Raw genomic sequence first — 26,457 nt, 5'->3', positions numbered from 1 at the left:
CCGTGACGCCGGAGCATGTATAGTCCCCGTTGACAACCACGTCAATAGGTCGGTGACATGAACGCTTCGATTAATTTGCTTGACAAATACAAGAAAGTGTGCTCGCTGCCGTCCGACAACGCAGCGGCGCTCCGTCTAGGCGTGACGCGCGCTGCAGTGTCCAGGTGGCGCAAGGAGCTAGGCCACCCGGAAGCGGACAGCGTCGAGAAGATGTGTAACGCGCTCGGTGAACCGCTCGCCCACTGGTTGCCACTCATCGAGGCAGAACGCGCCCGCTCGCCAGCGGTGCGCAAGGTATGGCTTCGACTGGCTCAAATCGCCGCCGCAGTCCTGATCGCGGTCGGCGTTGCGCCGACACACGCAGGGGCGAATTCCGCTGCGCGTAATCCGGGCACTCTGTATATTATGTAAAATTTAAGAATAACGTGATGCTGTGCCGCTGTTGCTGCTTCTTCGGCGACTACCCCGCGCGCAACACGTCGTTGCTGAACCCGATCGAGGCGTTGCGCCACACGTGAGCCCATGGCGCCGGGCCGGATCGTCGCTGCGCCACGGCGGGCGACCGCTCGGCGGGCAGGAAGGCACCCTCGTGCCTGGAGCGCACGTGCTGGCTTCGCCGCCCGGCTGTCGGTGCACTGTCCGGGCGGTTGTACAGCCTGCGTTCGACGCGCCAATGGGTATCGGCGATCTCAATGGCCTGGCTCGCCTCGCGGAACCATGGTCGCCTGGGCGTTGACGGTACCCGGCTCAATCCGCTGCACGCCGTGTCCTGGCAGCGCCCACGGCCGAACGCCAGGACGTCCGGGCGTTACGTCCGCCGGCCGGAGGCCAGTTGAGGCAGGTTTCGTGCGACGTCGTCCTCGACGAGGTTGCCTGCCGCAGCGCGACGCGCTGCACAGCGATCGAAGCAGCCATGCACACCATGAGAATCCGCATCGTCGACGACGAAACCCGTGCCGAAACGCTCATGAACATGCTTCATGCCATGGACGGCGTGGCGCAGGTGGAGGAGGTGCCGCTGTCCCCTGCCCGGTTCAACGGCGACGGTGCCGATCATGCCGTCAGCCATATCGAGGTGGCCGTAGCCGACGGCGCCGCGGCCCAGCGCATTCGCGTCTTCACGGCGAGTACCGCCATGCTGAGGGGCGCCTCCGCGGAATTCGTCGACCGGTTCGGCATCGACAATCCCTAGCGGCGGGTCGCCTGGCCGGGGAGCGGCCACGCGCAGGGTTTCGATCCGGCCTGCTGCCTCGGCAGGCCGCCGCCCGTCTTTCCCCGTTGGCCGGAACCGGGGCCGCCCGTGGCATTGGCGGGCCACCGCGCGTGCGCTTCAATGCCCCGCTTCGCCCGGCAGGCGCACCACCATGCCGGTCATCGGCTCCACGGTGGTGAGGCGGTCATCCACGCGCAGCACGCCCGCCATGTTCTCGGCCAGCACCCGCAGCGCATCGCGCACGGCGTCGTCGATCAGAATGCCGCGCAGGGTCACCACGCCGCCGTGCACTTCCGCGTGCACGCTCTCCCGCGGCGTCCATGCCTGCGTCTCCAGTTCGCGGGCAAGGCGGCGGGCAATGGCCGCGTCGGAGAGGTCCGGCGGCGCCTCCTCCGGCGTCGCCGAGAGGAACGCCCGCAGCAGGTCGGCGCGGCTGAGGATACCCTCCAGCCCCCGCTCGCCGGGCACCGGCAGGCGCTTGACGCGATGCCGCTCCATCAACCGGACCGCTTCGGCCAGCGGGGCGCCGGCCGCAACGGTGACCACCTCGCGGGTCATCACCTCGCCGACGCGGCGCGCGTGCGAGGCGGTGAAATCCCTGGCCGCCCGGCCGGGGCCCAGCAGGAAACCCAGCCAGGCCGGACGCCCGCGCTCGGTACCCGTCTCGGCGCGGCGCATCAGGTCGCCCTCGGTCAGCATGCCGGCCAGCGCACCGCGCGCATCCACCACCGGCAGGCCGCTGATGTGTTCGCGCAGCATGGTACGCATGGCGTCGCCGAGCGTGGTCTCCGGCGTGACGGTGACGACCCGCGTGGACATCGCTTGGCGGACTTTCATGGCGGACTCCCGCTGGCGGCGCGACGGTGCCGGCGCCCGGCCCGATGCATGCTGCCCGCGCTCACCCGGGCATCCCTTGATGAATATCAACAAGCCGGCGGTCGGGCTCGCCTACGTTGGCGATGGCTGCCGCGCCGGGATACGGGTCCGCGCGGCAGGCCGACCCAGCCACATGCCGGAGGGACATCCCATGAGTGCCATCGCCAAGACCGTCGAGATCAACGCCGCTTCAGGCAAGAACATCGAGGATGCCGTGCAGTCCGGGCTGCACAAGGTCGCCACCACCATCGACAAGATCCAGGGGGCGTGGGTCAGCGACATCAAGGTGCGCACGTCGGCGAACGGCGACGTCACCGAGTGGCGCGTCTGCCTGCGCGTGACCTTCATCGTGGATTGAACGCCCGGCCTTTTGCGGAGTCGCCCCGATGCGTGACGTCCTGGTGTTCTCGGAAAGTTTCAAGCGCTGGGGCGGCGGCGTCGAGTATGCCGCGCGCCTCGCCGGCGCCTTCGATGCGCACCTGACCGGCATCTGGGTGTGCGCCTCCCCCATGGCGGCGCTGCCTTCCTTCGAGGAGCCGGAGCTGTTCGCCGAACTGCTGGACGCGACGCTCGACCTGGAGCGGGAGGCCTTCGCGTCCGCCGCGGCCTTCGAGGCCCATGTGCTGCAATTCGGCCAGCGCAAGTCGTCCTGGCAGGTCGCCGAAGGCTACGTGCCCGAAGCACTCGCCCTCGCCGGAAGCTGGCATGACCTGCTGGTGGTCGAGCGCTCGGACCACGCGACTTGGGGGTCGCTGTCGTCGGTGGGCAACATCGTCCTGGGCGCCGGCGGCCTGCCGTGCATCGTCGTGCCGGAACAGGCGTCCGTGCGGGCGCCCGCGCTGGATACCGTGGCGATCGCCTGGAACGGCTCGACCGAGGCAATGCGTGCCGCCCACGCCGCCCTGCCGCTGCTGCAAGGCGCACGCCGCATCGTGATCCTGCAGGGCGAACAGCGGCCGCCGTCCAGGATGACCGCCTGGCTGCCGCCTTTCGAGCTGGCCGGGTACCTGCTCCGCCATGGCATGACGGCGGAAAGCCGGGCGATCAAAGGCGGCAGCGAGGGCGACGTCGGCACCGCCGTGCTCGGCGCCGCCGGCGAAATCGGCGCGGGTCTGCTGGTGATGGGCGCCTACGGCCACACCCGCTTTCGCGAATGGGTGCTCGGCGGAGTGACGCGGCACGTCCTCGCGCATGCCGCGCTGCCGGTGCTGTTGTGCCATTGAGTGTCATCGACATCTTCTTCACCGGACGGGAGGCATCGCATGGGCAGGCTCGACGGCAACTCGCACTGGTCACCGGCGGCGCTGCGCCCGCCTGGCTACACGGGCGAAGCGGACGACATCGCCCGGAGCGTGGTCTGTCCGGCTTCGGGCGAAACGAAGTTCGTCACCGGCAGCGAACTGATGATCGACGGCGGCTACAGCTGCCGGTAACCACCATGTCAAAGGGGAGTCACCCATGTTCAAGCACATCCTGCTTCCGACCGACGGCTCCGAGCTGTCCCTGCACGGCGTGAAGCTCGGCATCGAGCTGGCCAGGTCGTGCGGCGCCAGTGTCCACGCGCTGTACGTGATCCCGCCCTTCCACACCTTCACCTACATGGCGGAGATGATCGCGGACACCCAGGCCTCCTACATGGAGAGCGCCGTGTTGCGCGCCGAGCGCAACCTCGCCGACGTGCGCGACCTGGCGAGGAAAGCCGGCGTGCCATGCGATGGCAACCACGTCGTCGGCGACACGCCCAGCGAGTGGATCGTGCAGGAGGCGCAGCAGCGCCGATGCGACCTGATCGTGATGGCGTCGCACGGCTGGCGCGGCCTCTCCAGGCTGTTGCTGGGCAGCGAAACGCACAAGGTGCTGCTGACCAGCTCCGTCCCGGTGATGGTGTGCCATTGAGCCGACCGTAGTGCACGCCTGATCCACGGCGCCGCCAGGCGGGCACCGGTTCCGCCATCGGGGGATTCGCGCGGATGCCTGCGCGATGGGCGCATTCCGCGGCCGTATCCGCTCCCGCCGGATCTGCCGCACGCGCTCCCGTGAGCCGGCCAACCGCGTGCTTGATCGGCGGTCAGCCATCCGTGGCCGGAACGGAAGGCCGGGCATCCATCCTTCGTTCAATGCTGCATCAGCACCGGCAAGGTCGCCTGCTGCAGGATCCGCCGCGTGGCGCTTCCCAGTACCCGCTCGCGCAGCCGTGAATGCCCATAAGCACCCATCACCAGCAGGTCCGAGTCCATCCGCTGCGCTTCATGCAGCAGTGCGTCGCCGGTCTCGTGCACGGGCGCGTGGAGGCTTCGCCGCCGGGCCACGATGCCGTGGTATGCCAGGTACTCGATCGGATGGAAGCACGGCACGGGCCCGCCGTCGTCCTCCGGCGGTGGCGCGCCATCCACCACGACCACTTCCCTTGCGCGTGCCAGGCACGGCAGCGAGGCATGGATCGCGCGCGTGGCCTCCAGGCTTCCGTTCCAGGCGAGCATCACCCGCGCGAACGCCTGCGGTTCGTCCCCGTGCGGCAACAACAGGCAGGGCTTGCGGCAACCGAGCAAGGCTTCGCCGAGCAGGTCGTCGCTGCCGTCGCCCTGCGCGATGTCGCGCTCCAGCACGAGCAGGTCGTGCCAGGCGCCCAACTGGTGCATCGTGCGCGCCAGCCCGGTATGCGCGCTCATCCAGGCCACGCTGCGCACGCCGCGGCGGCGCGCCAGTTCTTCGAATGCCGCGGCGCCCTCTTCCGCTTCCCGCGGCAGTTCCAGCTGCAGCGACAGTACCGAAGGCTCTTCGTCGACACCGCGCAACGCGAGCAGGGCCGGGTCGATGAAGCACCCGGTGACGTGGCTGCCCCATGGGCCGGCGAGCGCGAATGCGGTCGCGACCGAGCGGCTCCAGGGGCCAGTCGACGTAACCAGCGCAAGGATGTCGGAAGGAGCCTGGCATCCCTCGCGCGGCGTGGCGGCGGGAAAACGCACCTCGCCGGGCGGATGCGTGCGCGGGACCATGGCGGGCTCCGTCCCGTTCACAGGTCCAGCACGTGGATTACCCGCGCGGGATCGTCGGGAGCGTGCTCCCGGCGGAAGCCCAGGAAGCCGGCCAGCTCCCGCATCGGCTGGTTGGTTGCATCGTCGAGCGAGATCATGCGCTTGTAGCCATTGCTCCGCGCCACGTCGATCAGGTGCCGCATCAACAGCACGCCGAGGCCGCGGTGCTGCCAGTTGTCGGCCACGGTCACCGCGCATTCGCATTGCTTGTCGTCGGTGGTGGCGGCGAAGCGGCTCACGCCGATCTCGCGCAGCTTGCCGTTGTCGTGCAGCAGCGCCACGAACGCCACCCGGCGCGGGAAATCGACATCCATCAACTGGTCGATCAGGGTCGGGCTGGCTTCGCGGAAATCGCCCAGGAAGCGGTATCGGCGCGCGGTGGGCGACAGGCGCCGGATGAAGTCCTCCTCCTGCTCGCGGTCCTCGGCGCGCAGGGGGCGGATCAGCACGGGCGTGCCGTCGAGCAGGCAGTCGATCCAGTGGGTGCCTGCGAGGAGTTGGGGGAAGTTGCCGAATACGCCCTCGGCAGGCTGCGGCGACGTGTGGCTTGTCATGGAGTGGTCCTGATGATCGGGGGATGCCGTCCTCGGCGCGATGCATCCGGTGTCTTCCTGTGTATGCCGCTGGCGCGCCTGCCGACTTGACGCCTGTCAACTGAAGTGTGCGCGGCCCTCGATGCGCGAGGAGCACAGGGGCAGGCGCAGGTGGCTGCGCAGCCAGCGGCCGGAATCACCCAGGGTTTCCCGGGCATCTCGGAACCATGGAAACGATGGCCGCCGCGGAGGTGCCCATGAGCAGACGGTCCGGATGGCGGCCTGTCGCCTGCAGGGTTCGAGCGGCGCTGCGCGCTGCGAGGGCCCTCAGTACCTGCGGGACCGCGGGCGATTCACCCTGTCGGGCGCCCCTGCTTGATCCGCCGCAGCCAATCGTAGCCGTCCTCTCGTCGCAGGCTGCCGCCGGCGACCGTGTTGCGCGGCATGGCGGCTCGACGGGCCGCGTGGGCGTTTTCGAATCGGCTGCGCGGATGCTGCAACAAAGGGTGGAGATGGCGTTTCATCCTGATGGACCTCGACGAGGAATGATGGACCGGGCCGAACGATCTGGATCAGGCAACGCACGCCGGCCTGTATGCGTGACGACAGGATCGGGGTTCCGGCGTGGCGGATAAACGGCATGCGGGTGATCGCTCCGTTTCCGGATGGGAACGGTGCGCAACGGAATGATCGTTCGCGCAGGGAAACTCGCTGGCCACCAGTCAGGGGTTTTGCCGGAGATGTCCGATGCCCACGTAGCTGCCCAAGACGCATTCGGCTGCACGATTCATGGGCAAATCACTTCCTGCGCTGCTGTTTCTCACTCTCGGGCTGGGTGCGCTCGCGCCGTCGGGCGTCCGAGCGGCCACGTTGTATGGCGGCGACTACGCCCGGATTGGCGTGCCGGATCTGGCGCAGGCCGTGGCTTTTTCCGGGACGTCCTGGCATGCCGCCTGATCGGTCCGGAATCCGCGACAGCCACAGTCGCGTCGGACGACCCGCCGGCGCCTCGCCTGGTGTCTTGCGGTGCGGGTTCGGTCATCGAGTTGTTCGACGATCGCGGCAGCGCCCCCTCGTTCGCCCCGCACCGGGCTACTCCCCCGCTGCAGTTTGTTTCGGACGATGTGCTCCACGCTGCGCAATGGCTGCAGCGTGACGGCGTCAGCGTCATCGGTTTGCCGCATCGGGCGGCATCCGGCCCGCTGGCTGGCCGCATGGTGCTGGATTTCTTGGCACCGTGGGGGCTGCGTCTGCAACTGGTCGGCAGCGATGCCCATGCGCCTGCCGGGGGTACCTTGGCCACGGTCGATGTCCCGTACGACGGAGGCTGATGCTCAGCGTCTGGCGCGAAAGAACTCACGCAGCATGCCGGCGGATTCCTCGGCCAGCAGGCCGCCGGCGACTTCGATGCGGTGGTTGTGGCGAACGTCGACCAGCGTGTCGAACACGCTGCCGGCGGCGCCGGTCTTGGGATCGGCGGCGGCGTAGACCACCCGGCCCAGGCGGGCGTGGATCATCGCCATGGCGCACATCGAGCACGGCTCCAGCGTCACGTACAACGTGGCACCGGACAGGCGATGGTTGGCTACCCGCTCGCCGGCGGCGCGCATGGCCATGATCTCGGCGTGGGCGGTCGGATCATGCAGGGTGATGTTGCGGTTCCAGCCCAGCCCGACGATCTCCCCGCCCTGCACCAGCACCGCCCCTACCGGCACTTCGTTCTCGGCATCGCGGGCATGCGCCGCCAACTGCAGCGCACGCTGCATGTACTGCACGTCGGCAGTTGAGAATGTACCGGAAGTTTTGCTTATTTCATCAGTCATTTCAATGAATTATGAATTCAATATGAGAAGGTCGGCAAGTTGCCGGCCCTCTCTTGTGTTCGCAAGTGGTTGATTCTGCTATTCCCACTCGATCGTGGCCGGTGGTTTTCCACTGATGTCATAAACAACGCGAGAAACACCACGCAATTCATTGATAATTCTGTTTGAAACCTTGCCGAGAAACTCGTACGGCAGGTGCGCCCAGTGCGCGGTCATGAAGTCGATGGTTTCCACCGCGCGCAGTGCGATCACCCATTCGTAGGCGCGCGCATCACCCACCACGCCCACCGACTTCACCGGCAGGAACACCGCGAACGCCTGGCTGGTCCGGTCGTACAGGCCGGCCTTGCGCAGCTCGTCGATGAAGATGGCGTCGGCGCGGGCCAGCAGCTCGGCGTATTCGGCCTTCACTTCGCCGAGTATGCGCACGCCCAGGCCCGGGCCCGGGAACGGATGGCGGTAGACCATTTCGCGTGGCAGGCCCAGCTCCACGCCGATGCGGCGCACCTCATCCTTGAACAGTTCGCGCAGCGGTTCGACCAGCTTGAGCTTCATGTGCTCGGGCAGGCCGCCGACGTTGTGGTGGCTCTTGATGACGTGGGCCTTGCCGGTCTTGCTGCCGGCCGACTCGATCACGTCGGGGTAGATGGTGCCCTGCGCCAGCCACTTCACCTTGCCGCCGGTGGCGATGAGCTTGTCCGACTCCTCGTCGAAGATCTCCACGAACAGGCGGCCGATGATCTTGCGTTTGGCCTCCGGGTCAGACACGCCTTCCAGCGCCTTGAAGTAGCGTTCGGCGGCGTTGACGCGGATCACCTTGACACCCATGTGCTCGGCCATGGTGGTCATCACCTGGTCGCCTTCCTGCCAGCGCAGCAGGCCGGTGTCGACGAACACGCAGCTCAGCCGGTCGCCGATCGCCTGGTGCAGCAAGGCGGCGACCACCGAGGAATCGACGCCGCCGGACAGGCCCAGCAGCACGTGGTCGTCGCCGACCTGGGCGCGCACGCGGGCAATCTGGTCGTCGATGATGTTGGCCGCCGTCCACAGCGTGGCGCAGTCGCAGATCTCGGTGACGAAACGCTTCAGCAGCGCCCCGCCCTGCTTGGTATGCGTCACTTCCGGGTGGAACTGCACGCCGTACCAGCGCTTGTCCTCGTTCTCCATCACGGCGACGGGAATGCGCTCGGTGCGGCCGGTAACGACGAAACCAGGCGGCGCCTTCGATACGTGGTCGCCGTGGCTCATCCACACATCCAGCTTGTGCTCGCCCGCATGATCGGTGAGGCCGTCGAATAGACGACTGGACGCCACGATGTCCACGCTGGCGTGGCCGAATTCGCGGGCGTCGGCCGCTTCCGTGGCACCGCCAAGCTGGGCGGCAAGGGTCTGCATGCCGTAGCAGATGCCGAGGATCGGCAGGCCCGAGTCGAACACTTGCCGTGGCGCCTTGGGCGCGCCCGCAAGCGTGGTCGATTCCGGGCCGCCGGACAGGATGATGCCCTTCGGCGCAAATGCCGCGATCTCGGCCGGGTCGTGGTCCCAGGCCCAGATCTCGCAGTACACGCCGATCTCGCGCACGCGGCGGGCGATCAGCTGGGTGTACTGCGCGCCGAAGTCGAGGATGAGGATCTTTTCGCTGTGGATGTTGGTCATGGCTGCTTCGGGCAGGTATCAGGGAAGGAGGGGCCAACGGATGCTGCGGATGACGAAAACTCCACGCTCGTCATCCCGGCGGAAGCCGGGACCCTGCGCCTTCCGAGGCTTCCGGCACAAATCACTGAATCCCGGCTTTCGCCGGGGTGACGGCGAGGGCATCATGGTGGCTGCCCTCCCCGTCCGGATCAGGAATTCAAGCGGTAATTCGGCGCTTCCTTGGTGATCTGGATGTCGTGCGGATGCGCTTCGGTGACGCCGGCGGAGGTGACCTTGACGAACTGCGCCTTGCTGCGCACGTCCTCGATGGTGGCCGCACCGAGATAACCCATCGATGCGCGCAGGCCGCCGATCAGCTGGTGGATGATGTTGCGCAGCGGGCCGCGGTACGGCACGCGGCCCTCGATGCCTTCGGGCACCAGCTTGTCGGCGTCGGCCTCGTCCTGGAAGTAACGGTCCTTGGAGCCGAGCTGCATCGCGCCGATCGAGCCCATGCCGCGGTAGCTCTTGTACGAGCGGCCCTGGAACAGTTCCACCTCGCCCGGCGATTCCTCGGTGCCGGCGAACATCGAGCCGAGCATCACGCTGGAGGCGCCGGCGGCCAGCGCCTTGGGGATGTCGCCCGAATAGCGGATGCCGCCGTCGGCGATCAGCGGGATCTCGTCCTTCAGCGCGGTGGCGACCAGGTCGATCGCGGTGATCTGCGGCACGCCGACGCCGGCGACCACACGGGTGGTGCAGATCGAACCGGGACCCACGCCGACCTTGACCGCATCCACGCCCGCGTCGAGCAGCGCCCGCGCCGCCTCGCCGGTGACGATGTTGCCGGCGATCACCTGCACCTGCGGGTAGTGCTTCTTGACCCAGCCGGCGCGTTCGATCACGCCCTGCGAATGGCCGTGCGCGGTGTCCACCACCAGCACGTCGACGCCGGCGTCGACCAGCGCAGCCACGCGCTGCTCGGTGTCGCCGCCCACGCCGACCGCGGCGCCGACCAGCAGCGCCTCGTGGCTGTCCTTGGCGGCGTGCGGGTTGTCGCGCGCCTTCTGGATGTCCTTCACGGTGATCAGCCCGCGCAGCTGGAAGTCGTCGTTGACCACCAGCACCTTCTCGATGCGGTGCCTGTGCAGCAGCTGCAGCACTTCGTCCTGGCTGGCGCCTTCCTTCACCGTGACCAGCTTGTCCTGGCGGGTCATGATGTTGCGCACCGGATCCTCGGGCTTGCGCTCGAAGCGCATGTCGCGGCTGGTGACGATGCCGACCAGCTTGCCGCCGTCGACCACCGGTACGCCGGAGATGTTGTGCGCGTGGGTCAGCCGCAGCACTTCGCGGATCGAGGTGTCCGGGCCCACGGTGATCGGGCTGCGGATCACGCCGGCCTCGAACTTCTTCACCAGCCGCACTTCGGCGGCCTGCTGCTCGGCGGTCATGTTCTTGTGGATGATGCCGATGCCGCCCTGCTGCGCCATGGTGATGGCGAGTCGCGCCTCGGTGACCGTGTCCATCGCGGCCGATACGATCGGGATGTTCAGGCGCAGGTTGCGGGTCAAGCGGGTGGAGGTGTCGACGTCGCGGGGGAGTACGACGGAATGGCCCGGAACGAGATAAACGTCGTCGTAGGTCAGGGCCTCGGCGAGGATGCGCATGCGAAAAGTCCCGCTGCAAAAGGGAATTATACGCGCCCTGCCGGCATGCTCGCCAGACGCGCGGCTGAATGCGGCGGCAACCGATGCCGGATCAGGCGACCCGGCGCGGCGGCATGCGCGCTTCCGCCGCCTCCAGCGTGTTCTCCATCAGTGTGGCCACCGTCATCGGGCCGACGCCGCCGGGCACCGGGGTGATCCAGCTGGCGCGCTCGGCGGCCGGGGCGAATTCCACGTCGCCGACCAGGCGACCGTCGTCGAGCCGGTTGATGCCCACGTCGATCACCACGGCACCGGGTTTGATCCACTCGCCCTTCACCAGCCCGGGCTTGCCCACGGCGACGATCACGATGTCAGCCTGGCGCACGTGGCTTTCCAGGTCGCGGGTAAATTTGTGGCAGCAGGTGGTGGTGCAGCCGGCGATCAGCAGCTCCAGCAGCAGCGGACGGCCCACGTGGTTTGACACGCCGATCACCACCGCGTGCTGGCCACGCACCGGACGATCGGTGTGGCCGAGCAGGGTCATCACGCCCTTCGGCGTGCACGGACGCAGGCCGAAGCGGCGCAAGGCCAGCCGGCCCACGTTGATCGCCTGGAAGCCGTCGACGTCCTTGTTCGGGTCGATGCGGTCGACCAGCGCATCTTCGTCGATGTGCTCAGGCAGCGGCGATTGCACCAGGATGCCGTGTACGTCCGGGTCGGCATTGAGCTGGTCGATCAGGGCGAACAGTTCTTCCTGGGTGGTGCTGGCCGGCAGGTCGTAGCCGAACGAGTGGAAACCCACCTGCTGGCAGGCCTTGCGCTTGTTGCGTACGTAGACCGTCGAAGCCGCATCGCTGCCCACCAGCACCACGGCCAGCCCCGGCGCGGGAAGCCCTTGCGCTACCCGTGCGGCGACACGCAGGCCGATGCGCTCCAGCAGTTCCTGAGCGATGCGCTTGCCGTCGAGGATGCGTGCGTTCATGGGCGGTGCCTGGCTGCGAAGTCCGCCATTATCCGGGCTGCGCCCGATGCGCACAAACGGCGCATGCGTTTCAGCGGGTGCGCTTGATCAATTCGCTGCGCCGGCGCCTGGCCTTGTGCTGCTGTTCCTTGGTCAGCACCTTCTTGCGCCCGGCGTACGGGTTCTCGCCCTCGCGGAAGACGATCCGGATCGGCGTGCCTTCCAGCTTGTAGCGCTTGCGGAAGAAGTTCTCCAGATAGCGCTGGTACGCCGGCGCGATGTGCTTGGTGCGGCTGCCGTGGATCACGATGGTCGGCGGATTGGTGCCGCCCGGATGCGCGAAGCGCAGCTTCGGCGCATGGCCGTTCACCAGCGGCGGCTGGTAGCTCTCGTAGGCCTTTTCCAGTGCCCTGGTGAGGTCGGAGGACACCAGTTCCCGGGTAGCCGACGCATGTGCACGCACCACTGCGCGCATCAGTTCGCGCAGGCCGGAACCATGCAGCGCGGAGATCTGCACCTGTTTGGCCCAGTCGACGAAGACCAGTCGACGATCCAGCGCGCGGCGGCACTCGTCGCGCTGGTAAGCGTCCATGTCGTCCCACTTGTTGATCGCGATGACCAGCGCCCTGCCCTCGTCCACCGCGTAGCCGATCAGGGTGAGATCCTGGTCGGCCAGGTTCTCGCGGGCGTCGATCATCACCACCACCACCTGGGCAGCGGCGATCGACTGCAGCGTCTTGATGACGCTGAATTTCTCGACCGCTTCCTCGACCCGCGCCTTGCGCCGGATGCCAGCGGTATCGATCAGCGTGTAGCGCTTGCCGTCGCGCTCCAGCGGCACCCGGATCGGGTCGCGGGTGGTACCGGCGACGTCGGAGACGATCAGCCGCTCCTCGCCCAGCAGGCGGTTGATCAGGGTCGACTTGCCGGCGTTCGGGCGGCCGACGATGGCTACGCGGATACTGCCGTCCTCGCTCTCGACCTCTGCAGCGCTTTCCCGGTCGGCCGGCAGCAGCGGCAGCAGCACGCGCAGGAAGTCGTCGGTACCGCGGTTGTGCGCCGCCGACAGCGGCAGTGTGGCGCCGATGCCGAAGGCGAAAAACTCGGCCATCACGGCCTGCTCGTCGAGGCCGTCGGTCTTGTTGACCACCGCCACGATCGGCTTGCCGCTGCGGCGCAGCTCGGCCAGGATCGCGTCGTCCTGCGGCAGCAGGCCGTCACGGGCGTCGACCACGAACACCAGCACGTCCGCTTCCGCGATCGCCAGTCGCACCTGCTTCGCGGTCAGCACGTCCATGGCCTCGTCGGTACCGGACAGGCCGCCGGTATCGACCACCACGAACGGCCGTTCGCCGGTGCGGCAGATGCCGTAGTGACGGTCGCGGGTGACGCCCGGCATGTCGGCCACCAGGGCGTCGCGGCTGCGCGTCAGCACATTGAACAGGGTCGACTTGCCGACGTTCGGACGACCAACCAGTGCGACGACGGGCAGCATCAGGAGTACTTCGTTCCGGCGATCAGTGCGAGGACAGACGATAGGCGCCGATGCGGCCCTCGACGTCCTCGACGTACACGGTGTCGCCCACCACCAGCGGCTGGGCCCGGATCGCCTTCTTCGACAGCCGTTCGCGTGCGGCCAGTGCGCCGTCACCGGTCTGCAACCAATGCACGTAGCCTTCCAGATCGCCGACCACGACGTAATTGCCCTGTACGGCCGGACCGGTGAGCCAGCGGTACTTCAGGGAGTCGTTCTTCCACATGTCGGCGCCGCCATTCTTGTCGAAGGCCCACACCACCGATGCGTCGTTGACGCCGTAGACCGCATGATCGTTGACCGCCAGCGACTCGAAGCTGGAGAACGGGTGCGCCCACAGCGGCCGGCCGCTGGGGCCGTCGATTGCCACCAGGTTGCCGTGGTAGGCAGTGCCGTAGAGCGTGCTGCCATCCAGCAGGATCGCGCCGTCGGCATCATTCAGGCGGTCGATTTCGGTGCGGCCCTCGCCGCTGGCCAGCTTCTGTTCCCACAGCTTGGCGCCGTTGTCCTGGCGCAGCGCGACGAGCTTGCCGTCGTCGCTGCCGAAGAACAGCACGCCGTTGGCCGCCAGCAGCGGCCCGTTGCCGCGCAGGCTGAGCAGCGGCACGCTACCCTGGTCGTACACCCAGCGGCGCTCGCCGTTGGCGGCGTCCAGCCCGTAGACGCGACCGTCGCTGGTGCGCACGATCACCAGGCCGCCGTCGATCACCGGCGAGGCCAGTACCTCGGACTTCAGTTCCGCCTCCCAGCGCGGGCTGCCGTCCTTCGCGTTCACGCCATAGACATGGCCGTCCAGCGTGCCGACGGCGAGCAGGTCGCCGTTGACCGCCGGGCCACCGGCGTACTGAGCGTCCTTGCGCTTCTTGTCGCCCCAGCCGAACCAACCGTGGGTACGCGAACTCTTCGACCACAGGCTCTTGCCGCTGGCGGCGTCAATCGCCACCAGCTTGCCGTCCGTGCTGTCGGCGTAGAGCACGCCGTCGACCACGGTCGGGCGCAGGCGTGCGCCGCTGGTGCCCGCACCGTCGCCCACGCTGGTACGCCACAGGCGGGTGACCTGCACGGTCGGCTTGAAGTCCTTGGCCAGCGGGGTCGGCGGCTGGACGTTTTCTTTCTTGAACGAATGGCACCCGGCAAGTGTCACCAATGAAGCCAGCGTGATCAGCAAGGTACGTTTGATCGTTTCAGCTTTCATGCACCCTGCTTCCCGGCCACGGCCAGATCGTCGAGTTTCATCTGCAAGGCGCCGCGTTGCGGCGCTTCCTCGCCCAAGGCTGACAGGGCCGTCTGGTAGGCCTTGCGTGCTTCGTCGGAGCGCCCAAGCTTGACCAGCACATCACCGCGGAGTTCCTGCACCAGCCCCTGATAGCTGTCGGCCGGGATGCGGTCGAGTGTGGCCAGTGCCTGTTTGCCGTTGTCGCGGGCGAGTTCCACTTGCGCGATGCGCAGCAGCGTCAGCGATTTCAGCGGCGGCGCGACGGCATGGCTCTCGGCCCATTCCAGCGACGTCTCGGCCTTGTCCAGTTGCCCGGCCAGCACCTGCTGCTTGGCGCGGTTGCTGACGGCGAAGACGGCAAACGGCGACTTCGCGTAGTCCTTCATCAATTGGTCGGTCAGCTGTGCGACGGTGTCCGGCTTGCCGGACGCCTGTGCGATCTGGATCTGCTCATAGAGCTGGGAAGCCTGGCTCTCGTTCCGCGCCTGATGGTTGCGCCACTGTTGCCAACCGAAGATGCCGACCAGGCCGATCGCGATGCCGACGACGATCGACACGCCATTGTCGCGCAGCCACTTCTGAACCAGCTCGCTCTGTTCGTACTTGTCGTATTCTTCAAATGCCATGCAATCACCATTCAAAAGGCCGCGCACCTGCAAACGCATGCGCGGGCCGGTGCGGTAACCAAGAGGAAACGCCGGTCATGCCCGCTCGTTGCCGAGCGAACCGAGTGGGCAAGCATAACCGAAATGGGCCGCCCGCAGCGGCCCGGATGGCGATCAGAAGCCGATGGCAGCGGCCTTGCCGTCCTGCATCTGCAGGCGGAAACGGGCCACGTTGGCGCGACGGAATTCGCCCAGACCGATCGACTTGCCGTCGATGCTGACCTGGGCGCCGCTGGCGTTGCCGATACGTACGTCCAACGGCTGGTCGCTGTGCCAGGTCCTGCTGCTGCCGGCGGCCAGCAGGCCGTACTCCAGTCGCGTGCCATCGGCCTGGGTCACTTCGACCCAGCTTGCCGCGGAGAGACTGAGGCTCAGGCTGTGGTCGCCCGTGCCGCTGCTGCTCGCGGCGGGTGCAGCTGGCCTGCTTGGCGACAGGGTGGCGCTTTCCAGGTTCGGGAACGGCGCCATCGAGGCCAGCAACGGCTGGTCTGCTTCCTGCGGCGGCGTTGCCTTCGGCGGCGCCTGCGGAACCGGCGTACCGGTATGCGCGTCGGCCGCCGCCACGTGGGTGGCGGGCGCCTCCAGCTGGGCGACCGGGGTGGCGTCCAGCGGTGCGAGATGGCTGAGGTCGCGGTCCAGCGTGCCACGCACGCCCAGCCAGATCATCGGCACCACGATCACCGCGGTCAGCACGACATAGGTGGCGGCAGTGGCGTAGCGGTCCAGCAGGAAACGTGAGTGCGAGATGCCGCCGGTGGCCACCAGCGGCGGCGTCTCGATCTGCCTGATGCGGTCGAGTTCGACCTGGATCGATGCCTCGTTGATGCCCAGGTGGCGGCCGTATTTGCGGATATAGCTGGCCAAATAGATCCTGGAGTCGGCACCGTCGTACTGGTCGCGTTCGAGCTGGCGCAGCACGCGGACGGGCAATTTCAGCGCGTGGGCGCAGGCTTCCAGATCCAGACCCTGGGCTTCACGTGCCGCATGCAGGCGACTGCCGAAACTCACCACGTGGGGGTTTGCCGAGGAAACGTCCATGTCGAGCAAATTGACACCGAACAGTCCGGACTCGCCTGGACGCTGTTCGTTCGGTTGAGGCTGCTGCATGGGAGTCATTGGCCGGCAGTTGCGTCTAGGGTGTGCGCCTGTTCCGAGTCCGGGAACTGGCTGAGCAATCGCTTGCTGTAAGTACGGGCACCTTCCGGGTTGCCCAGACGGGTTTCGATGTCATGACCTAGCTTGAGCGATGCGGCAGTCGGCTGACCCAGCGCATCGAACCGCTGGAGGAAAGCCCTGGCGCGAAATGCATCCTCCTGCAGATAAAGCGTATTCGCAAGCTGGAAGAGTGCCTCCGCATTATTGGGATTTCTTGCGATGGCGTCACGAAAACTCGCTTCGGCCCCGGCGACGTCGTTGGCGCGCAGCTGGCAGACGCCGGCATTGGTCAGCGCCACATCGGGGGTCTGGTAGAACGGATCGGCGATGGCTTTCTGGAAATACTGGTTTGCCTCGGCGATTTTCCCGGTGTGGCAGAGGAAGACGCCGAGATTGTTGTTCGGCGCGCCTTTGGCCGGCTCCAGCGCCACCGCCTTGCGGTAATGCTGCTCGGCTTGCGGCAGCCTGTTGATGCGCTCGTACAGCACGGCGATCACGGTATGCGCCGGCGCGTAGTTGGGGTCGAACTGCAGCGCTTTGGTCAGTTTTTCCAGCGCCGTCTGCAGGTCGCCGTTGGCCATGTAGCGCTGGCCCAGCTCGGTATGGATGCGGGCGGCGTCCTGCGCCTGTTCCGCCTTGCTGGTCTGCGGCATGCTCTTGCCCAACGAGCTGCTGTCGGTATGCGTGGTGACACAACCGGCCAGCGGCAACAGCAGGCTGAAGATCAGCGCCCGGTCAAATCGCATGCCTTGCCCCCTCGTCCTGCCGTTTGCGGATATCGGCGCTGCGCCGGGTGCGGTCGGTGACCTGCCCGGCCAGCTGGCCGCACGCAGCGTCGATGTCGTCGCCGCGGGTGCGCCGCAGCATGGTCAGCACGCCGGCATTCAGCAGTTGTGTCTGGAACTGGTGGATGTCGTCCGGGTTCGAGCGCTTGAACTGGGTGCCCGGGAAAGGGTTGAACGGGATCAGGTTGACCTTGCAGGTCGGCAGCTTGCGCATCAGCTTGATCAGTTGGCGGGCATGCTCGGGCTGGTCGTTGACCCCCTTCATCAGGGTGTATTCGAACGTGATCGAGGTGCGTGGCTTGCGCGCGATCCAGCGCTGGCAGGCGGCCAGCAGCTCGGTGATCGGGTAGCGCTTGTTGATCGGCATCAGCTCGGTGCGCAGCTCGTCGTTGGCCGCATGCAGCGATACCGCCAGCGACACGTCGATGGCCTCCGAGAGCTGGTCGATCAACGGCACCATGCCGGCAGTGGACAGCGTGACGCGCTTGGCGGCCAGGCCGAAGCCAAGGTCGTCGCGCATCAGCTTCATCGCCTTCAGCACGTTGTCGAAATTGGCCAGCGGCTCGCCCATGCCCATCATCACCACGTTGGTGATGCGGCGGTTCTGGTGGGTGACGTTGCCCAGGTACTTCGCCGCCACCCATACCTGGCCGATGATCTCGGCGGTGGACAGGTTGCGGTTGAAGCCCTGCGCACCGGTCGAGCAGAACTGACAGTTCAGCGCACAGCCGATCTGCGAGGAGACGCACAAGGTGCCCCGGGTCGGTTCCGGGATATAGACCGTCTCGATCGCGTTGCCGCTGTCCATGCCGAGCAGCCACTTGTGGGTGCCGTCGGTGGCCACCTTGTCCAACAGTGTCTTCGGTGCGCCGATGTAGCAGGCCTCGGCGAGCTTGGCGCGCAGCGCCTTGCCCACGTCGGTCATGTTCTCGAAGTTGTCTTCCAGGTCGTGGTAGATCCACTTCATCACCTGCTCGGCGCGATACGGCTTCTCGCCGATCTGCGTGAAGAAATCACGCATACCCTGGCGATCGAAGTCGAGCAGGTTGACCTTGTTCGAGCTGGCGACAACTTGTTGCATGGTTACCTTGAAACCACATCCGTCGCAGCGAAGAAATAGGCAATCTCCACCTTGGCGGTTTCGACCGCATCGGAACCATGCACGGCGTTGGCGTCGATGGAGTCGGCGAAGTCGGCGCGGATGGTGCCCTTGGCGGCTTCCTTCGGGTTGGTGGCGCCCATCAGGTCACGGTGGGCCAGCACGGCGTTCTCGCCTTCCAGCACGCTGATCATCACCGGGCCGGAGATCATGAATTCGACCAGCGCCTTGAAGAACGGGCGCTCGCGATGCACGGCGTAGAAGCCTTCGGCTTCCTTGCGTGACAGCTGCTTCATGCGCGCAGCGACGATCTTGAGGCCGGCCTTTTCAAAGCGGGCATAGATTTCGCCGATGACGTTCTTGGCGACGGCATCGGGCTTGATGATGGAAAGAGTGCGCTCCAGCGCCATACGGGTCTGCTCCGGAAAAACGGATGAATGGGAAACGAGGATGTAGCCGGTCCGGCCGGCAAGCGGCCAAACCCGACGAAGATTGCGGATTTAGCCATGAAAGTTTGACAGATTCTAACTCATACGCAAGTCGCCGGGCGCTTGCAACAAACGCCCGTTTGACGGCCGCCGAGTTGCCCGCGTATGCTCAAACGATCGTTTGAACCGGCCTGTGGCCGATGGATGGTTTCGCCCGTGAACAGCTCCGGCTCAACCAAGGAACGGATACTCGGCGCCGCCGAGCTCCTGTTCGCCCAGCGCGGCTTCGACGGGGCTTCGCTGCGCCAGCTCACCACGGCGGCCGGGGTCAACCTGGCCGCCGTCAATTACCACTTCGGTTCCAAGGACAAGCTGGTCGAGGAAGTGTTCCGGCGCCGGCTGGACGCGTTGAACGCACGCCGACTGGCTGCCCTGGCCAGGATCGCCGGTGCTCCGGAAACCACCCTCGAAAACGTGCTGGAGGCGTTCATCCGCCCTGCCCTCGAGTTGTCGCACGACGAAAGCGGCGCCTTGTTCATGCGCGTGCTGGCACGGGCGTTCGCTGAGCACGACGACAGCCTGCGCCAGTTCCTGTCCACTAATTACGGCCATGTGATGCGCCAGTTCACCGCCGAGTTCGCGCGGCTGCTGCCGCAGCTGAGCAAGGAAGAGCTGTACTGGCGCATCGACCTGGTCACCGGCGCGCTGACCCATGCGATGTCCGGCTTCGGCATGATCCAGCGCAAGAGCGACGTCAGCGAACGCGCGCACCGCGAGCAGACCGCGCAGCATCTGATCCGTTTCGCCGTTGCCGGGCTCAGCCATCCCTGAACTTCACCTGCCCCCTTTGCACTCTCGGAGAAGCCAATGACCGCTGCATCTTCACCCACTTCAGCACTGCGCATCCGCAAGGCCGCCGTGCTGGGCGCCGGCGTCATGGGCGCGCAGATCGCCGCGCACCTGACCAATGCCGGCGTCGAAACCGTGCTGTTCGATCTGCCTGCCAAGGAAGGGCCGAAGAGCGGCATCGCGCTGAAGGCCATCGCCAACCTGGCCAAGTTGTCGCCTGCCCCGCTGGCCGACAAGAACCTTGCCGGCGCGATCATCCCGGCCAACTACGACGACGACCTCGATCACCTCAAGGACGTCGACCTGGTGATCGAGGCGATCGCCGAGCGCATGGACTGGAAGCTGGACCTGTACCGGAAGATCGCCGGCCACCTGTCGAAGACCGCGATCATCGCCTCCAACACCTCGGGCCTGTCGATCAATACCCTGGCCGAGGCGCTGCCCGAGGAGATGCGCCACCGCTTCTGCGGCGTGCACTTCTTCAACCCGCCGCGCTACATGCACCTGGTCGAGCTGATCCCGACCCGGTTGACCGACGCCGCCGTGCTGGACGGCCTGGAAGCCTTCCTGGTCACCACCATCGGCAAGGGCGTGGTGCGCGCCAAGGACACGCCCAACTTCATCGGCAACCGCATCGGCGTGTTCTCGATGCTGGCCACCATGCACCACACCGAGCAGTTCGGGCTGGGCTTCGACGTGGTCGACGCGCTTACCGGCCCGGCCGTGGGCCGCCCCAAGAGCGCCACCTACCGCACCGCCGACGTGGTCGGTCTGGACACCATGGCCCACGTCATCAAGACAATGGCCGATACCCTGCCCGACGACCCCTGGCACCAGTACTTCAAAGCGCCGGTGTGGCTGAGCGGGCTCATTGAAAAGGGCGCGCTGGGCCAGAAGAACGGCGCCGGTTTCTACCGCAAGGCCGGCAAGGACATTGTGGTGCTCGACGTGGCGAAGCAGGACTATCGCCCGTCCGAGCAGAAAGCCTCGGACGAAGTCGCCGCCATCCTGGCCATCAAGGACCCAGCCGAGAAGTTCGCCAAGCTGCGCGCCTCCGCGGACCCGCAGGCGCAGTTCCTGTGGGCCACCTTCCGCGATCTGTTCCACTACACCGCCTACCACCTGGCCGACATTGCCGACACTGCGCGCGACGTCGACTTCGCGATCCGCTGGGGCTACGGCTGGAAGCTCGGCCCGTTCGAGACCTGGCAGGCCGCCGGCTGGCAGCAGGTGGCCAAGTGGATCGAGGAAGACATCGCCGCCGGCAAGGCGATGAGCCAGGCGCCGCTGCCCAAGTGGGTCATCGACGGCCGCAGCGGCGTGCACGGCAAGGCCGGCTCGTACTCGGCCAGCGCCAACGCCGACAAGCCGCGCTCGCAGCATCCGGTGTACGCACGCCAGCTGTTTCCCGATCCGATCCTGGGCGAGAAGTTCGACCAGGGCAGCACGGTGTGGGAGAACGACGGTATCCGCCTGTGGACGCTGGGCGAGGACGGCATCGGCATCATCTCGTTCAAGACCAAGATGCACACGGTCAACGACCACGTGCTCGACGGCATCCAGCACGCCATCGGCATCGCCGAAGAAAAGCTCAAGGGCGTGGTGATCTGGCAAGACTCCGAGCCGTTCTCCGCCGGCGCTGATCTCAAGGGCGCGCTGGGCCTGCTGCAGGCCGGCAAATTCGACGACTTCGAGAAGATGGTCGCCAATTTCCAGCGCACCAGCATGCGCATCAAGCATTCGCTGGTGCCGGTGGTGGCCGCCGTGCGCGGGCTCGCGCTGGGCGGCGGCTGCGAGTTCCAGATGCACTCGGCGCGCACCGTGGCCGCGCTGGAGAGCTACATCGGTCTGGTCGAGGCCGGCGTAGGCCTGCTGCCCGCCGGTGGCGGCCTGCACGAGCTGGCCGTGCGCGCCGGCAAGGCCAACCCGGCCGATCCGTTCGAGGAACTGAAGAAGGTGTTCGAGACCGTGGCGATGGCCAAGGTCTCGCCCAGCGCGATCGAGGCCAAGGCCATGGGCCTGCTGCGCGAGTCCGATGTGGTGGTGTTCAACCCGTACGAACTGCTCTACGTGGCGAAGAAAGTCGCGCTGTCGCTGGCCGAGTCCGGCTACCGCCCGCCACTGTACCAGCGCGCCATCCCGGTCGCCGGCGACGTGGGCAGCGCCACCTTCCGCGCCTCGCTGGCCAACCTGCAGGCCGGCTACTTCGCCTCCGAGCACGACGTGGAAATCGCCCGGCGCATCGCCGACACCTTGTGCGGCGGCGTGATCGAACGCGGCTCCACGGTGGATGAGGAATGGCTGCTGGCGCTGGAGCGCAAGCACTTCGTGGAACTGGCGAAGACCGAGAAGACCCAGGCCCGCATCGCCCACACCATGACTACCGGCAAACCGCTGCGCAATTGACCCTGCCCCGGCCCTCCCCTTCAAGGGAAGGGCCGGGTGGGGAGGGTTGTCCCTGCAAGCCACGACAAAACTTCGCCCTGATCCGCGCACCGCGCGAAGGGCTACGGAGAACGAAATGACCAAGCAAGTGCAAGATGCCTACATCGTCGCCGCCACCCGCACCCCGGTCGGCAAGGCGCCGCGCGGCGTGTTCCGCCATACCCGTCCGGACGACATGCTGGCCCACGTGATTCGCGCCGTGATGGCGCAGGCGCCGGGCATCGACCCGCACCAGATCGGCGACGTCATCATCGGCTGCGCCATGCCCGAGGCCGAGCAAGGCATGAACGTGGCGCGCATCGGCCTGCTGCTGGCCGGCCTGCCCGACACCGTGCCCGGCGTCACCGTCAATCGCTTCTGCTCCTCCGGCCTGCAGTCGGTGGCGATGGCCGCCGACCGCATCCGCCTCGGTGAGGAAGACCTGATGCTGGCCGGCGGCACCGAGAGCATGAGCATGGTGCCGATGATGGGCCACAAGGTGGCGATGAACCCGGGCATCTTCGACAACGAGCACATCGGCATCGCCTACGGCATGGGCATCACCGCGGAGAACGTGGCCAAGCAGTGGAAGGTCAGCCGCGAGCAGCAGGATGCGTTCTCGGTGGAAAGCCATCGCCGCGCGCTGGCCGCCCAGGCCGCCGGCGAGTTCAGGGACGAGATCACCCCGTTCCAGCTCGCCGACCACTACCCCGACCTTGCCACCCGCGGCATCGTCACCGACAACCGCCTGATCAAGGACGACGAAGGCCCGCGTGCCGGCACCACGCCCGAGGTGCTGGCCAAGCTCAAGACCGTGTTCCGCAACGGCCAGTTCGGCGGCACCGTCACCGCCGGCAACTCCAGCCAGATGTCCGACGGCGCTGGCGCCGTGCTGCTGGCCAGCGAAAAGGCCATCAAGCAGTACAACCTGCAGCCGCTGGCCCGCTTCGTCGGCTTCTCCGTCGCCGGCGTGAAGCCCGAGGTGATGGGCATCGGCCCGAAGGAAGCGATCCCCAAGGCGCTCAAGCAGACCGGCATCAGCCAGGATCAGCTCGACTGGATCGAACTCAACGAAGCGTTCGCCGCCCAGGCGCTGGCCGTGATCGGCGATCTCGGCCTCGACCCGGCCAAGGTCAACCCGCTCGGTGGCGCCATCGCGCTCGGCCACCCGCTCGGCGCCACCGGCGCGGTGCGCATCGCCACGCTCGTGCACGGCATGCGCCGGCGCAAGCAGAAGTACGGCATGGTGACCATGTGCATCGGCACCGGCATGGGCGCGGCGGGCATCTTCGAAGCCCTGTGACGCCCTGCCCGCATGCCTGCGAAGACCGGCATGAGCGCTTCCGGGATGGGGCATCGATCAGGGCCGTGACCATCCTTGTCGCGACACGGCCCCGTTTCCCGCAGCACTGAATGGCCCGGCGTCTTTCGGCGCCGGGCGATCCGTCGCCGGCCGGGCCAGGGCCGGGCGCCACGACGATGCCTGACTCGCGTTTCGCCGCCGACACGGCCACCCGCAGGTCGGCCCGAGTCCGTGCAGGCGTGGTGATGAGCTACGGCTCGTTCGCCGCCTTTGCGCAGTCGCTCTGCGCGCAATCGAAGTCGACCTTGATGCCGCGGCCCACGACCACCGGCACGTTCAGGTGCTTGGCGACGGGGCGTCCGCTTTCTTCCATCGTTACCGTGTAATTGCCGGTCGGCAACGGTCCGATCTTGTAGCGGCCCTTGGCGTCCGCCTGGTCCTGGCGCTGCAATCCGGACGTCGTGCTCAGCGCCGTGATGGTGCTGCCCGCCGGTGCCTTGCCGAAGATGTTGCCTGCGGTGTCCTGTGCCCAGGTCGCGGCGGACCCCGCCGCGCAGGCGCCGATGACCGCCATCATTGCCAGGCCCCGGATCGTGAAGCCGCGGCGGCGCCGGGGATGATGACGCGAGAGGGAGTTGTGGTTGTTCATGGGGTTTACCTGCCTCGTTGGGACGATGATGGGGAACATGAGCGCGGCAAACAGCCAGGCCATCCGCTCATGAGGGCTCCGGACGGTTTCGCTCACCTGCCGGGCCTGGGGATGGCCGCTGGGGGCAGGCATCGTTCTGCTTTCCGTCCGCTGCCATCGGGGTGGCCGACGACACCACATACCGGATGGTTGCGCACAGCGTACGCCCGCAGCAGCGCCTGATCGAAGGGTCGGAGGTCATGCCGGCCGGAAGTCATGGATCCGCATGAAAGCGCGCCCATGGCGCGGCGCTTACCGCGGCAACGAGCCATGCGCCGGCAGGCTCAGCCCTTCTTCGCCGGCGTCGGCTTGGCCGGCCACGGCGCGGCGCGCCAGCAGGCGTTGTAGAAATCCTTGATGGCATGCCGGGCGGGATAGAGCATGAAGGTGGCGCCGTAACGGAATGCGCTGCGCCGGCCACCGACCCAGGCGCCGATGGAAGTCGACGAAAGCAGCCGTCCCAGCTCGGCGGGAGGCCAGGACCGACTTGTCACCACGGCACCATCGACGGCACGCGCCGCACCGCGCGGCTCGACCAGCACTTCCTGGCGGTCGACTTCGAAATACGAGCGCGTTTCATGCGCCACGATCTGCCGGGCGCGGGTCGCGCCCACCTCGTCGTAGGCGGTGAGCGTCACGCTGCCCGGCCGGCACTGCAGGACGAGCCGATGGTTGCCGCGGCGATTTTCCTGATGCAGCTCCAGGAGCGGCGCCGGCGGCAGCAGCCGGCTTTTCGTCTTCAGCGGGAGCCGGCCGTTGTTGGCCAGGCCGGCGACGACCATCTGGTCCGCGGTCAGCCAGTCCGGCGATTCCCCCGCCGATGCCGGTGCCGGCGCGAGCCGGCCGAAATCGATGCCCATCTCCCTCAGGTACGCGTCCACCGTGCTGTTCGCCGGCAGGGCCGGCGTAGTGCCGGGTGGCGTTGCCGGTGCGGTCGGGTGGCGCACCAGGCCGACGCGGTCGCGGCCTGTGGGCGCCCAGCGGTACAGGCCGCCGAAGTAGGCATAGACACAGGCCCCACTGCAGACGGCCGCCTTGACGCCGCGGTACCCGCCACGGCTTTTGCGTCGCGGTGTTCCAAGATGCGTCGTCATCGAGCCGGTGCGGAACAATCGCCCCAATGCCATGCCGGCGTCCAGGTCGCCCTGCGAGGAATTCAGATAGACGTCGGACCCGGGCGGAATCTTGCCCGACTTCACCAGCGCCTCGAACCGCTGCGGCGCGCCGGCGTCGATCGCGCCGTACAGGTAAATCTGCGGCGCCCCGGCAAGGTTCACCGTCATGCGGTCGTCGTTGACCTGGATGGCCAGGCGCGTCGGGGCGGCGTTTCCGCCGCTGCGCGGCGTGGCACCACCGGCATGCGCTGCGCCCGCCATGCTGGCGCAGGCGAGCAGCCACAAGCCACTACAGGCAGTGCGGGAAGGCGGCCCGCTCCGGCACGCGGTGTTTTCGGATTTGCCGTATCGCACTACTGCTCCCGCCGTTCAGACGATGAAGTGTCGAAGCCGCAGGATGTCCTGCGGGTGAACGCGGGATCGTGCCACGGGAAACCCGGCGAATGCGCGCAGCGGCTGGCCGGCGGCAGCGCACCGTGTCGCGGACAACGTGGCCAGGACTTCCTTTCCTGCGCGCGGGACCTGGCAGCAGGAACACGGCGACGGTGCAGCCGTGGTGCGGCGCCGTGCGCCACTCGGGTCGGCGAAACGCGGTTTCGGCTAGATGCCGCAGGCCGCCGGCAACCCCGCCCGGCCGCATCGGCAGTGGCGTGCTCAATGCGCCGTGCGCGGCGTGGACGGTTTGGACGAGTCGGGTCGGGTGGCGCCGTGGTGCGGCCGCGGCCACGGGCACAGCATGGGCACTTCGTGCTGGTAGCGGCGGTAGTCGTCGCCGTGCGCGGCGGCCAGGTCACGCTCCTCGAAGTACTTCACCGCGACCAGGATGTAGCCGGTGCTGGCCGCGGCGAACAGCAGGTGACCCATGCTCATGTGCGGCGTGGCCCAGAACGCGACGAGGAAACCGAGCATCAGCGGGTGGCGCACCAGGCGGTAATACAGTTGCTGCTTGAACGGCGGCGGCGTGTAACGCTGCCCGCGTGCATCCAGCCACACCTGGCGCAGGCCGAACAGGTCGAAGTGGTTGATGACGAAGGTGCCGCTGAGCACCAGCAGCCAGCCGCCGGCGGACATCGCGTAGAGCAGGCCCACCGCCCAGCCGGCCTCGGCCCGCCAGATCGTGCCCGGCAGCGGCTGCCACCAGCGGAACAGCACGATCAACGCCAGGCTGGACAGCAGCACGTAGGTGCTGCGCTCGAGCGCCGGCGGCAACCAGCGCGAGAGCCACGCCTTGAAGCCGGCGCGGGCCATGCCGCTGTGCTGCACGGCGAACAGGCCGAGCAGCAGCAGATCGACGAACCACGCCATGGCCGGCGCCAGCACGGCGGGTGGGCGATCCACGCTGCGCGGCACCAGCACGTCCCCGACGAAGCCGATGGCGTAGATGAAGGTGAGGAAGAACACGGCGTAGCAGAGCACACCGTAACAGAGGGTCAGCAAAGCACGCATGATCGTCCACCTCGTGATTCAAGCCGAA

29 protein-coding genes are annotated in these 26,457 nt (G+C 67.2%); 11 read left to right on the top strand and 18 right to left on the bottom strand.

Annotated elements, in window-relative coordinates; genetic code table 11:
• The first annotated feature begins 57 nt into the window (after positions 1-57).
• Together R5H19_RS09445 and R5H19_RS09440 are read left to right on the top strand one after the other, a co-directional pair.
• Positions 58-411 (top strand): helix-turn-helix transcriptional regulator, encoded by a 354-nt coding sequence (locus R5H19_RS09445; protein ID WP_318158739.1) that lies wholly within the window; start codon positions 58-60, stop codon positions 409-411.
• A gap of 421 nt (positions 412-832) precedes the next feature.
• Positions 833-1,192 carry a hypothetical protein gene (locus R5H19_RS09440; RefSeq protein WP_318158738.1) on the top strand — a complete coding sequence of 120 codons (360 nt, stop codon included), beginning with the start codon at positions 833-835 and terminating at the stop codon, positions 1,190-1,192.
• A gap of 138 nt (positions 1,193-1,330) precedes the next feature.
• Here the strand turns inward: R5H19_RS09440 and R5H19_RS09435 are convergent, their stop codons facing one another.
• Complete coding sequence (locus R5H19_RS09435; RefSeq protein WP_318158737.1) at positions 1,331-2,050, bottom strand: CBS domain-containing protein; 720 nt, start codon at positions 2,048-2,050, stop codon at positions 1,331-1,333.
• Positions 2,051-2,240: 190 nt separating this feature from the next.
• Between R5H19_RS09435 and R5H19_RS09430 the strand changes: the two genes are divergently transcribed.
• The 4 genes from R5H19_RS09430 to R5H19_RS09415 are packed head-to-tail and all read left to right on the top strand — an operon-like array spanning position 2,241 to position 3,985.
• Positions 2,241-2,447 carry a dodecin family protein gene (locus tag R5H19_RS09430; RefSeq protein WP_318158736.1) on the top strand — a complete coding sequence of 69 codons (207 nt, stop codon included), beginning with the start codon at positions 2,241-2,243 and terminating at the stop codon, positions 2,445-2,447.
• A 28-nt stretch (positions 2,448-2,475) separates the two neighbouring features.
• Entirely contained in the window at positions 2,476-3,312 is an 837-nt protein-coding gene (locus R5H19_RS09425; protein WP_318158735.1) for a universal stress protein, read from the top strand.
• Between the two features lie 39 nt (positions 3,313-3,351).
• Positions 3,352-3,522, top strand: coding sequence for an SDR family oxidoreductase (locus tag R5H19_RS09420; RefSeq protein ID WP_318158734.1), 171 nt, complete (start codon positions 3,352-3,354; stop codon positions 3,520-3,522).
• Positions 3,523-3,547: 25 nt separating this feature from the next.
• Positions 3,548-3,985, top strand: coding sequence for a universal stress protein (locus tag R5H19_RS09415; RefSeq protein ID WP_318158733.1), 438 nt, complete (start codon positions 3,548-3,550; stop codon positions 3,983-3,985).
• 218 nt (positions 3,986-4,203) lie between these two features.
• Here the strand turns inward: R5H19_RS09415 and R5H19_RS09410 are convergent, their stop codons facing one another.
• From R5H19_RS09410 to R5H19_RS09400, 3 genes are all read right to left on the bottom strand, one after another.
• Complete coding sequence (locus R5H19_RS09410) at positions 4,204-5,085, bottom strand: universal stress protein (protein WP_318158732.1); 882 nt, start codon at positions 5,083-5,085, stop codon at positions 4,204-4,206.
• Positions 5,086-5,102: 17 nt separating this feature from the next.
• Entirely contained in the window at positions 5,103-5,678 is a 576-nt protein-coding gene (locus R5H19_RS09405) for a GNAT family N-acetyltransferase (RefSeq protein ID WP_318158731.1), read from the bottom strand.
• A 332-nt stretch (positions 5,679-6,010) separates the two neighbouring features.
• Complete coding sequence (locus R5H19_RS09400) at positions 6,011-6,181, bottom strand: hypothetical protein (RefSeq protein ID WP_318158730.1); 171 nt, start codon at positions 6,179-6,181, stop codon at positions 6,011-6,013.
• 265 nt (positions 6,182-6,446) lie between these two features.
• Between R5H19_RS09400 and R5H19_RS09395 the strand changes: the two genes are divergently transcribed.
• Complete coding sequence (locus R5H19_RS09395; RefSeq protein WP_318158729.1) at positions 6,447-6,614, top strand: hypothetical protein; 168 nt, start codon at positions 6,447-6,449, stop codon at positions 6,612-6,614.
• A gap of 89 nt (positions 6,615-6,703) precedes the next feature.
• On the top strand, positions 6,704-6,988 hold the full coding sequence (locus R5H19_RS09390) for a hypothetical protein (protein WP_318158728.1): 285 nt from the start codon (positions 6,704-6,706) through the stop codon (positions 6,986-6,988).
• A gap of 3 nt (positions 6,989-6,991) precedes the next feature.
• On the opposite strand, the gene tadA is transcribed toward R5H19_RS09390, so the two are convergent.
• The 11 genes from tadA to ndk form a co-directional block, all read right to left on the bottom strand.
• Positions 6,992-7,480, bottom strand: coding sequence for a tRNA adenosine(34) deaminase TadA (gene tadA / locus R5H19_RS09385; RefSeq protein WP_318158727.1), 489 nt, complete (start codon positions 7,478-7,480; stop codon positions 6,992-6,994).
• 78 nt (positions 7,481-7,558) lie between these two features.
• On the bottom strand, positions 7,559-9,136 hold the full coding sequence (gene guaA, locus R5H19_RS09380) for a glutamine-hydrolyzing GMP synthase (RefSeq protein ID WP_318158726.1): 1,578 nt from the start codon (positions 9,134-9,136) through the stop codon (positions 7,559-7,561).
• Positions 9,137-9,324: 188 nt separating this feature from the next.
• Positions 9,325-10,782: an IMP dehydrogenase gene (guaB, locus tag R5H19_RS09375; RefSeq protein WP_318158725.1), complete on the bottom strand. Its 1,458-nt coding sequence runs from the start codon at positions 10,780-10,782 to the stop codon at positions 9,325-9,327.
• Between the two features lie 91 nt (positions 10,783-10,873).
• Positions 10,874-11,743, bottom strand: a complete 870-nt coding sequence (gene folD, locus R5H19_RS09370; protein ID WP_318158724.1) for a bifunctional methylenetetrahydrofolate dehydrogenase/methenyltetrahydrofolate cyclohydrolase FolD — start codon at positions 11,741-11,743, stop codon at positions 10,874-10,876.
• A 70-nt stretch (positions 11,744-11,813) separates the two neighbouring features.
• Positions 11,814-13,217, bottom strand: coding sequence for a ribosome biogenesis GTPase Der (gene der / locus R5H19_RS09365; RefSeq protein WP_318158723.1), 1,404 nt, complete (start codon positions 13,215-13,217; stop codon positions 11,814-11,816).
• 22 nt (positions 13,218-13,239) lie between these two features.
• Complete coding sequence (bamB, locus tag R5H19_RS09360) at positions 13,240-14,451, bottom strand: outer membrane protein assembly factor BamB (RefSeq protein ID WP_318158722.1); 1,212 nt, start codon at positions 14,449-14,451, stop codon at positions 13,240-13,242.
• The gene (locus R5H19_RS09355) at positions 14,448-15,098 is read right to left on the bottom strand and encodes a tetratricopeptide repeat protein (RefSeq protein WP_318158951.1); all 651 of its coding nucleotides are present in this window, start codon (positions 15,096-15,098) and stop codon (positions 14,448-14,450) included. The genes bamB and R5H19_RS09355 overlap by 4 nt, the downstream gene beginning before the upstream one ends.
• Positions 15,099-15,251: 153 nt before the next feature.
• Positions 15,252-16,253: a RodZ domain-containing protein gene (locus R5H19_RS09350; protein WP_318158721.1), complete on the bottom strand. Its 1,002-nt coding sequence runs from the start codon at positions 16,251-16,253 to the stop codon at positions 15,252-15,254.
• Positions 16,250-17,038, bottom strand: coding sequence for a type IV pilus biogenesis/stability protein PilW (pilW, locus tag R5H19_RS09345; protein ID WP_318158720.1), 789 nt, complete (start codon positions 17,036-17,038; stop codon positions 16,250-16,252). The genes R5H19_RS09350 and pilW overlap by 4 nt, the downstream gene beginning before the upstream one ends.
• On the bottom strand, positions 17,028-18,158 hold the full coding sequence (rlmN, locus tag R5H19_RS09340; protein WP_318158719.1) for a 23S rRNA (adenine(2503)-C(2))-methyltransferase RlmN: 1,131 nt from the start codon (positions 18,156-18,158) through the stop codon (positions 17,028-17,030). Before rlmN ends, pilW begins: the two co-directional genes overlap by 11 nt.
• Positions 18,159-18,160: 2 nt before the next feature.
• The gene (ndk, locus tag R5H19_RS09335) at positions 18,161-18,586 is read right to left on the bottom strand and encodes a nucleoside-diphosphate kinase (RefSeq protein WP_318158718.1); all 426 of its coding nucleotides are present in this window, start codon (positions 18,584-18,586) and stop codon (positions 18,161-18,163) included.
• Between the two features lie 222 nt (positions 18,587-18,808).
• On the opposite strand from ndk, the gene R5H19_RS09330 reads away from it, so the two are divergent.
• From R5H19_RS09330 to R5H19_RS09320, 3 genes are all read left to right on the top strand, one after another.
• On the top strand, positions 18,809-19,435 hold the full coding sequence (locus R5H19_RS09330; RefSeq protein ID WP_318158717.1) for a TetR/AcrR family transcriptional regulator: 627 nt from the start codon (positions 18,809-18,811) through the stop codon (positions 19,433-19,435).
• Between the two features lie 36 nt (positions 19,436-19,471).
• Positions 19,472-21,859 (top strand): 3-hydroxyacyl-CoA dehydrogenase/enoyl-CoA hydratase family protein, encoded by a 2,388-nt coding sequence (locus tag R5H19_RS09325; protein WP_318158716.1) that lies wholly within the window; start codon positions 19,472-19,474, stop codon positions 21,857-21,859.
• 115 nt (positions 21,860-21,974) lie between these two features.
• Positions 21,975-23,180 (top strand): acetyl-CoA C-acyltransferase, encoded by a 1,206-nt coding sequence (locus R5H19_RS09320; protein ID WP_318158715.1) that lies wholly within the window; start codon positions 21,975-21,977, stop codon positions 23,178-23,180.
• A gap of 250 nt (positions 23,181-23,430) precedes the next feature.
• On the opposite strand, the gene R5H19_RS09315 is transcribed toward R5H19_RS09320, so the two are convergent.
• The 3 genes from R5H19_RS09315 to mddA form a co-directional block, all read right to left on the bottom strand.
• Entirely contained in the window at positions 23,431-23,829 is a 399-nt protein-coding gene (locus R5H19_RS09315; RefSeq protein WP_318158714.1) for a carboxypeptidase-like regulatory domain-containing protein, read from the bottom strand.
• 323 nt (positions 23,830-24,152) lie between these two features.
• Positions 24,153-25,337 (bottom strand): hypothetical protein, encoded by a 1,185-nt coding sequence (locus R5H19_RS09310; RefSeq protein WP_318158713.1) that lies wholly within the window; start codon positions 25,335-25,337, stop codon positions 24,153-24,155.
• 300 nt (positions 25,338-25,637) lie between these two features.
• The gene (gene mddA / locus R5H19_RS09305; protein ID WP_318158712.1) at positions 25,638-26,429 is read right to left on the bottom strand and encodes a methanethiol S-methyltransferase; all 792 of its coding nucleotides are present in this window, start codon (positions 26,427-26,429) and stop codon (positions 25,638-25,640) included.
• Positions 26,430-26,457: the final 28 nt, after the last annotated feature.

The organism is Rhodanobacter sp. KK11 (genome assembly GCF_033345435.1).
Classification (GTDB): Bacteria; Pseudomonadota; Gammaproteobacteria; order Xanthomonadales; family Rhodanobacteraceae; genus Rhodanobacter.
This window is presented reverse-complemented; position numbering and strand designations above follow the sequence as displayed.

What these genes read in the sequence shown, in the direction of transcription:
- R5H19_RS09445 (WP_318158739.1), top strand. Translation starts at nt 58, where the DNA reads ATGAACGCTTCGATTAATTTGCTTGACAAATACAAGAAAGTGTGCTCG.
- R5H19_RS09435 (WP_318158737.1), bottom strand. Translation starts at nt 2,050, where the DNA reads ATGAAAGTCCGCCAAGCGATGTCCACGCGGGTCGTCACCGTCACGCCG.
- R5H19_RS09430 (WP_318158736.1), top strand. Translation starts at nt 2,241, where the DNA reads ATGAGTGCCATCGCCAAGACCGTCGAGATCAACGCCGCTTCAGGCAAG.
- R5H19_RS09425 (WP_318158735.1), top strand. Translation starts at nt 2,476, where the DNA reads ATGCGTGACGTCCTGGTGTTCTCGGAAAGTTTCAAGCGCTGGGGCGGC.
- R5H19_RS09420 (WP_318158734.1), top strand. Translation starts at nt 3,352, where the DNA reads ATGGGCAGGCTCGACGGCAACTCGCACTGGTCACCGGCGGCGCTGCGC.
- R5H19_RS09415 (WP_318158733.1), top strand. Translation starts at nt 3,548, where the DNA reads ATGTTCAAGCACATCCTGCTTCCGACCGACGGCTCCGAGCTGTCCCTG.
- R5H19_RS09410 (WP_318158732.1), bottom strand. Translation starts at nt 5,085, where the DNA reads ATGGTCCCGCGCACGCATCCGCCCGGCGAGGTGCGTTTTCCCGCCGCC.
- R5H19_RS09405 (WP_318158731.1), bottom strand. Translation starts at nt 5,678, where the DNA reads ATGACAAGCCACACGTCGCCGCAGCCTGCCGAGGGCGTATTCGGCAAC.
- R5H19_RS09400 (WP_318158730.1), bottom strand. Translation starts at nt 6,181, where the DNA reads ATGAAACGCCATCTCCACCCTTTGTTGCAGCATCCGCGCAGCCGATTC.
- R5H19_RS09395 (WP_318158729.1), top strand. Translation starts at nt 6,447, where the DNA reads ATGGGCAAATCACTTCCTGCGCTGCTGTTTCTCACTCTCGGGCTGGGT.
- tadA (WP_318158727.1), bottom strand. Translation starts at nt 7,480, where the DNA reads ATGACTGATGAAATAAGCAAAACTTCCGGTACATTCTCAACTGCCGAC.
- guaA (WP_318158726.1), bottom strand. Translation starts at nt 9,136, where the DNA reads ATGACCAACATCCACAGCGAAAAGATCCTCATCCTCGACTTCGGCGCG.
- guaB (WP_318158725.1), bottom strand. Translation starts at nt 10,782, where the DNA reads ATGCGCATCCTCGCCGAGGCCCTGACCTACGACGACGTTTATCTCGTT.
- folD (WP_318158724.1), bottom strand. Translation starts at nt 11,743, where the DNA reads ATGAACGCACGCATCCTCGACGGCAAGCGCATCGCTCAGGAACTGCTG.
- der (WP_318158723.1), bottom strand. Translation starts at nt 13,217, where the DNA reads ATGCTGCCCGTCGTCGCACTGGTTGGTCGTCCGAACGTCGGCAAGTCG.
- bamB (WP_318158722.1), bottom strand. Translation starts at nt 14,451, where the DNA reads ATGAAAGCTGAAACGATCAAACGTACCTTGCTGATCACGCTGGCTTCA.
- R5H19_RS09355 (WP_318158951.1), bottom strand. Translation starts at nt 15,098, where the DNA reads ATGGCATTTGAAGAATACGACAAGTACGAACAGAGCGAGCTGGTTCAG.
- R5H19_RS09350 (WP_318158721.1), bottom strand. Translation starts at nt 16,253, where the DNA reads ATGACTCCCATGCAGCAGCCTCAACCGAACGAACAGCGTCCAGGCGAG.
- pilW (WP_318158720.1), bottom strand. Translation starts at nt 17,038, where the DNA reads ATGCGATTTGACCGGGCGCTGATCTTCAGCCTGCTGTTGCCGCTGGCC.
- rlmN (WP_318158719.1), bottom strand. Translation starts at nt 18,158, where the DNA reads ATGCAACAAGTTGTCGCCAGCTCGAACAAGGTCAACCTGCTCGACTTC.
- ndk (WP_318158718.1), bottom strand. Translation starts at nt 18,586, where the DNA reads ATGGCGCTGGAGCGCACTCTTTCCATCATCAAGCCCGATGCCGTCGCC.
- R5H19_RS09330 (WP_318158717.1), top strand. Translation starts at nt 18,809, where the DNA reads ATGGTTTCGCCCGTGAACAGCTCCGGCTCAACCAAGGAACGGATACTC.
- R5H19_RS09325 (WP_318158716.1), top strand. Translation starts at nt 19,472, where the DNA reads ATGACCGCTGCATCTTCACCCACTTCAGCACTGCGCATCCGCAAGGCC.
- R5H19_RS09320 (WP_318158715.1), top strand. Translation starts at nt 21,975, where the DNA reads ATGACCAAGCAAGTGCAAGATGCCTACATCGTCGCCGCCACCCGCACC.
- R5H19_RS09315 (WP_318158714.1), bottom strand. Translation starts at nt 23,829, where the DNA reads ATGAACAACCACAACTCCCTCTCGCGTCATCATCCCCGGCGCCGCCGC.
- mddA (WP_318158712.1), bottom strand. Translation starts at nt 26,429, where the DNA reads ATGCGTGCTTTGCTGACCCTCTGTTACGGTGTGCTCTGCTACGCCGTG.